The sequence below is a fragment of the Flavobacterium sp. LC2016-23 genome, assembly GCF_009674775.1.
Lineage (GTDB): Bacteria > Bacteroidota > Bacteroidia > Flavobacteriales > Flavobacteriaceae > Flavobacterium.
In genome coordinates this window covers 25,220-31,297 of sequence record NZ_WKKE01000038.1, presented here as the reverse complement: position 1 = coordinate 31,297, position 6,078 = coordinate 25,220, and the positions used below count along the sequence as shown (strand labels likewise).

6 protein-coding genes are annotated in these 6,078 nt (G+C 39.2%); 5 read left to right on the top strand and 1 reads right to left on the bottom strand.

Going from position 1 to position 6,078, the window contains the following annotated elements:
- The coding region (locus tag GJU43_RS22275; protein WP_229655117.1) for a hypothetical protein at positions 1-291 on the top strand (291 nt) is incomplete at its 5' end.
- Between the two features lie 353 nt (positions 292-644).
- Entirely contained in the window at positions 645-1,457 is an 813-nt protein-coding gene (locus GJU43_RS22270) for a polysaccharide deacetylase family protein (protein WP_154344107.1), read from the top strand.
- A 52-nt stretch (positions 1,458-1,509) separates the two neighbouring features.
- On the opposite strand, the gene GJU43_RS22265 is transcribed toward GJU43_RS22270, so the two are convergent.
- Complete coding sequence (locus tag GJU43_RS22265) at positions 1,510-2,355, bottom strand: AraC family transcriptional regulator (protein ID WP_154344106.1); 846 nt, start codon at positions 2,353-2,355, stop codon at positions 1,510-1,512.
- Positions 2,356-2,535: 180 nt separating this feature from the next.
- Here GJU43_RS22265 and GJU43_RS22260 point away from each other — a divergent pair, with 180 nt between their 5' ends.
- The 3 genes from GJU43_RS22260 to GJU43_RS22250 are packed head-to-tail and all read left to right on the top strand — an operon-like array spanning position 2,536 to position 6,055.
- Positions 2,536-3,450, top strand: coding sequence for a dihydrodipicolinate synthase family protein (locus tag GJU43_RS22260; RefSeq protein ID WP_154344105.1), 915 nt, complete (start codon positions 2,536-2,538; stop codon positions 3,448-3,450).
- 11 nt (positions 3,451-3,461) lie between these two features.
- A complete protein-coding gene (locus GJU43_RS22255; RefSeq protein WP_154344103.1) occupies positions 3,462-5,045 on the top strand; it encodes an aldehyde dehydrogenase (NADP(+)) in 1,584 nt (527 codons plus the stop codon).
- A gap of 2 nt (positions 5,046-5,047) precedes the next feature.
- A complete protein-coding gene (locus GJU43_RS22250; RefSeq protein WP_154344101.1) occupies positions 5,048-6,055 on the top strand; it encodes a 4-hydroxyproline epimerase in 1,008 nt (335 codons plus the stop codon).
- The last annotated feature ends 23 nt before the right edge of the window (positions 6,056-6,078 follow it).

Sequence of the window (6,078 nt, the reverse complement as noted above, 5' to 3'; positions counted from 1 at the left end):
GAACCAATCAATAATACGAAGTATTCTATTTCGGACAGAGTAAAAATTCTTGATAAACATTTGAAAAAAATAAAGGCGGAAAAAAAGGCATTATTGGATGCTGCAGATTTCTCTGTTATAAAATACAATGACTATAAAGGCGATAAAATTGTTTTTGAAAGAACAACAGATAATATTTTTATTTTAGTAAGTAAAAATAAGCCCATAATGTATTTTTCTTTACTAAATGATAAGATAATTTCTTTCGATTATATTATTAAAGGAGACGAGGGCTTGTTCATAACTTATTAGTATTATAAGTGGAGAAGAATTACTTTTATTTGGATATTTAAACTTTTTTAATAAAATTTTTAAAGAATAAAGAGCGTAGATTTTTTTCGATCAAAACTTAAAAAGCGTTTAGTGAATTAATTAAAACCCAAATAAAAAAGCATCATTCTAAATATAGATTGATGCTTTTTTATTTAAAATTATTTTAACCTAAAATCGATTTTTAAGCCTATTTTTATCAGGAAAGTATATTTACATCCTTCTAATATTCTCTTCAATCGCTTTATTTTGATTTCTTCGAAACTTATGTAGTTCGAAAGATTGTTTGCAGAGGTTAATTTTGTTTATATTTGAGAATATAATTTTAAAAAGTAATGAAAAAACAGAAGCTTTTATACCTGATTTCCTTTATCACCCTTATTGTTATATCCCTTGTAGCCTTTGATTTCACTACTGATGTTCCGGTTCCTCCCGTTGCTCCCAAAAAGCAGAAAAAGCGGGAACACTATCAGCCGGGCCTTGTATTGACTTTTGATGATGATTATGTCGATACCTGGTATCAGGCAGAAAAAGAACTTCGTCCCTACAACTGGAAAGCTACTTTTTTTATCTGCAAGTACAGTGCTTTTACGAAAGATCAAAAAGAAAAATTGCATTATCTTCAAAAAATGGGACATGATATAGCTGGACATGGTTACAATCATGAAAACGCTGTGAAATACGCAGCAAAATACGGACTGGATGCGTATGTAAAAAATGAAATCCTTCCGCTTAAGGAAGCCATGCAGAAAGACGGATTCGATATTAAGTCGTTTGCGTATCCCGATGGTGCCAGAAATAGTGCACTGGACAAAAGATTGCTGAATTATTTCGATTTTATAAGAGGTACCACCTACGGAGAACTCTATCCTAAAAGCCAGTATTGTTATTATGAGGACAATCGTGTGATCTACGGTTTAGGGATCGATGATGATTACGAGCAATTTAATCTGGAGTACTACAAAAGCCTTTTGCTATATGCCAAAGAACATAACAAAATTGTTATATTTTACGGACATAAAACAGTCGATAACGCTGATGAAAGACTGGAAACCCCAATCGGTTTACTCAAACAGCTTTGTGCCTTTGCGGCAGAAAACAAGCTGAAGTTTTATTCGGTAGATGATTTAAAGAACTTAAAAAAGTAACAGATTTCAGTAAGATAGATTTTTGGAAATCCCTTTAAGTTCAATTCTGTTTTTAGCTATTCATCTTTCTGTATTGTAAAGGAGAAAGCTGTTTCAGTTCTTTAAATTTCCGATTGAAGTTAGAAATATTATTGAACCCGCATAATTCGGCAATTTCCAGAACAGAAAGCTCTCCAGTACTGGACAGCAGTTTTGCTGCCCGCTCAATCCGGACTTCAATCAGAAACTGAAAAAACGATTTGTTGGTCCGTACTTTAAAATACCTGCAGAAAGCATTTTTGGTCATATTGGCTATAGAAGCAATTTCATCAAGCGTAATGTTCTGATGAAAATTGGTCATCACATATTCAAAAACGGTCTGCATTCGTTTCCCTTCATTATCGGTTATTTTTTTATGATATAAATAATTGGACAAAGGCTCATTTTCAGCGGTTGAAAGCCATTTTAATATATCCAGAAACAAAATAAAACGAGAATAGGGGTCTGCTTTTTTCAGCTTCTTAAAATATTTCACCACTTTTTTGGGAGCGTTATGAATAATAAATCCGTTTTTACTGCTTTCCAGAAGAGGATAAATGGTTTTGAAAGTAGGTAATTCAAAAAAATCTTTTCCAAAAGAAGTAAAAGTAAAAAACAAGGTCCGCATCACCGAAATTTCGTTTTCCCGCACATCACTTCTAAAAACATGAGGCAGGTTGCTTCCGATCACTAAAATATCGCCTTCCTGATATTGCGAAATCGTATCGCCGGCAAAAACAGCACCTTCTCCTTTTTCGATAAAACTAATCTGTACTTCTTCGTGCTGGTGTAATTTATCGTAAAAAGAGATTTCTATATCTTCCTGATAAATAAGCGGTTCTTCTCCTGATTTTGGAATTTTAAATGGAAAAACTTTCATGGTTGGGTAGGTTAGTTACTACCAAATATATTGCATTTCAGTAATAAAATGATGGTATCCTAATCTGTTTTTTGAATTTAAAAACTATAGAGGGTAATATAGTATCATTTTAAGGTAATTTTCTGTGAGACAGCTGAATGGTTTCTCGATAATTTTGGTTGACAATAAAAAATCAATACTATGGGGATTCAATGGAACGGCGTTATGCCGGCAGTAACGACCAAATTTACTGCAGACGATAAATTAGACTTCAATATGTTTGAAGTCAATATGAAAGCACAATTAGAGGCCGGAGTATCAGGAATTATTTTAGGAGGTACCTTAGGGGAAGCCAGTACACTTCTGGAAGAAGAAAAACGGGAATTGGTCAAACACACAGTTTCGCTTACGAATAATAAAGTACCTGTGATCATGAATATCGCGGAACAAACCACAAGAGGAGCAATCTTAGCCGCCAACAAAGCCGAAGAAGACGGTGCCAAAGGATTGATGATGCTGCCCCCGATGCGTTACAAAGCTTCTGATTATGAAACAGTAGTTTATTTTAGTGAGGTTGCCAAAAATACCTCACTTCCGATTATGGTCTATAACAATCCGGTCGATTATAAAATTGAAGTGACTTTAGACATGTTTGAAGAATTGCTGAAATACGATAACATTCAGGCCGTAAAAGAATCCACAAGAGATATTTCGAACGTGACCAGAATAATCAATCGTTTCGGAGACCGTCTGAAAATATTATCGGGAGTTGACACGCTGGCTTTAGAAAGTTTATTAATGGGCTCAGACGGATGGGTTTCGGGTTTGGTTTGCGCTTTTCCGGCAGAAACCGTAGCGATTTTTAAACTCGTAAAAGCAGGAAGAATTGATGAAGCCCTAAAAATATACAGATGGTTTTTGCCGCTGCTCGAATTGGATATTAATTCTTTTCTGGTACAGAACATAAAATTAGCCGAAGTGGCAACCGGAATCGGAAGCGAATATGTTCGTGCACCAAGACTGCCGCTTCAAGGCAGTGAGCGTGAAAAAGTACTGGCCATTATAGCAGAAGGATTGCGCAACCGACCAACATTACCGGATTACAAGAACCTATAATGCCAAAAGCTATGATTACAGGAAAAAATTATATAGGAAGTCAGCTTAAAGCCTCCGGAAACAGCACCTTAAAAACGTTTAATCCGCTTTTAAACATAGAAAATCCATGGGTTTTTACAGAAGCAACACAGGAGGAAATAGAAGAGGTAGTTGCTTTAGCCCATCACGCATTTTGCAGTTACAAAAGATGTTCCGGTGTAGAAAAGGCCAGGTTTTTAAACACCATTGCGGATGAAATTTTAGCATTGGGAGATGAATTGTTAGTTCAATATTGTAGCGAATCCGGTTTCCCAAAAGGCCGCGCAGAAGGGGAGCGGGGCAGAATGATAGGACAGCTGCGTTCATTTGCAGAAATGCTTGTCGAGGGAAGCTGGGTTCAGGCTACAATAGATACCGCAATACCTGAGCGGCAGCCTGCTCCAAAAGAAGATTTGCGTAAGATGCTGGTACCGTTAGGACCGGTTGTTGTTTTTGGTTCCAGCAATTTTCCTTTTGCCTTTTCAACTGCCGGGGGAGATACGGCTTCGGCACTGGCTGCCGGTTGTCCTGTGATCGTAAAAAGCCATTCCATGCATATCGGAACGGGCGAGATGGTAGCCTCGGCCATTATAAAAGCAGCACAAAAAACAAACATGCCCGAAGGCGTTTTTTCTAACCTTACGGGAGGAGGGAGAACCCTGGGAGCCAGTCTGGTCAAACATCCCTTGGTAAAGGCCGTAGGCTTCACGGGCAGTATCAGCGGAGGACGCGCTTTATGCGATCTCGCAGCACAGCGCCCTGAACCCATTCCGGTTTTCGCAGAAATGGGAAGTGTGAATCCGGTAGTATTGCTGCCGGAGGCTTTAAAACAAAACAGTCAAAAGTGGGCGAATGCTTACGCAGGTTCGATTACTTTAGGTGCCGGCCAGTTTTGCACCAATCCTGGTTTATTGTTAGCTGTAAAAGGAGCTGCATTAAACGAGTTTGCAGAAGAATTAACCAAAGCCATCGAAAAGACAGCGCCTTCCTGTATGTTGCATGCTTCCATGCAGGCTGATTTTGAAAAGGGAATTTTAAAAATGGAATCGCAAAAAGGCGTTTCGAAAGTAGCTCAATTTAAGGAAGAAGTGCCACCCAACCATGGCAGGGCGACTGTTCTGAAAGTGAGCGGGGAAGAATTCCTGAAAAATAAAGTATTGAGCCATGAGGTTTTTGGCCCGTTTTCAATTCTGGTAGCATGTAATGATGAAGCTGAATTACTACAAATAATTAATACCTTAGAGGGACAATTAACCGGAACTATTATTGGTGAAGAAAAAGAATTGCACCACCATCAGGGCCTCATTTTTGCTTTGCAGAATCGGGTGGGACGTTTGATTTTTAATGGCGTTCCGACGGGTGTAGAAGTATGCCCTTCTATGTTACACGGAGGCCCTTATCCGGCATCATCCGATTCGAGGTTTACTGCGGTGGGCACGCATGCCGTTTACAGATGGGTCCGTCCGCTGAGTTATCAGAACTGGCCGGATGATTTGCTTCCGGCCGAATTGCAAAATGAAAATCCGTTGCAAATTGTACGTACAAAAGACCATAAACTAACCCTATCCAAAATATAAAAATGCTAAAGAAAACTTTTTTTTGTGTAGACGCCCACACCTGCGGAAATCCCGTAAGAGTGGTTGCCGGAGGAGGACCCAATTTGACAGGGGATTCCATGAGTGAAAAACGCCAGCATTTCCTGAAAGAATTTGACTGGATCAGAAAAGGGCTTATGTTTGAACCGCGTGGTCATGATATGATGAGCGGCAGTATTTTATATCCGCCATCTGATCCGGAGAATGATTTTGGAATTTTATTCATAGAAACCTCAGGCTGTCTGCCGATGTGCGGTCACGGAACAATCGGAACCATTACCATTGCCATCGAAGAAGGACTGGTTATTCCCAAAACACCTGGTAAAATCAAAATGGAAGCTCCGGCAGGTTTAGTACAAATTGAGTATCAGCAGACTGGAGCCAAGGTCGATTGGGTACGTCTGACCAACGTCAAATCTTATCTGGCAGCAGAAGGGCTGACCATTCACTGCCCCGGGCTCGGAGAAATTATTTTTGATGTGGCGTACGGAGGAAATTATTACGCAATCGTAGATCCGCAGGACAATTTTTCGGGTGTGCAGGATTTTACCGCAAGTAAAATTATTCAGTACAGTCAGGAATTACGCAACCGGATCAATGAGAAATATCCCAATTATTTTATTCACCCTGAAAATAATACGATCCGGGATGTGACCCATATGTTATGGACGGGAACGCCAATCGATCCGGAATCATCGGGGCGAAATGCTGTTTTCTACGGAGACAAAGCCATAGACCGTTCGCCTTGTGGTACAGGAACCTCAGCGAGAATGGCACAGTTGCATGCAAAAGGAAAACTGAAAGCCGGAGAAGAATTTATTCACGAAAGTTATATCGGTAGTAAATTTATTGGAAAAGTGGTCGAAGAAACTACGATCGGAGACATTCCGGCCATTGTTCCCAGTATTCAGGGATGGGCAAAAGTATACGGATATAACACCATCATTATTGATGAAAGTGATCCTTACGCATTTGGATTTCAGGTCATTTAAGAACACGAAAAAATGGTTTGCTA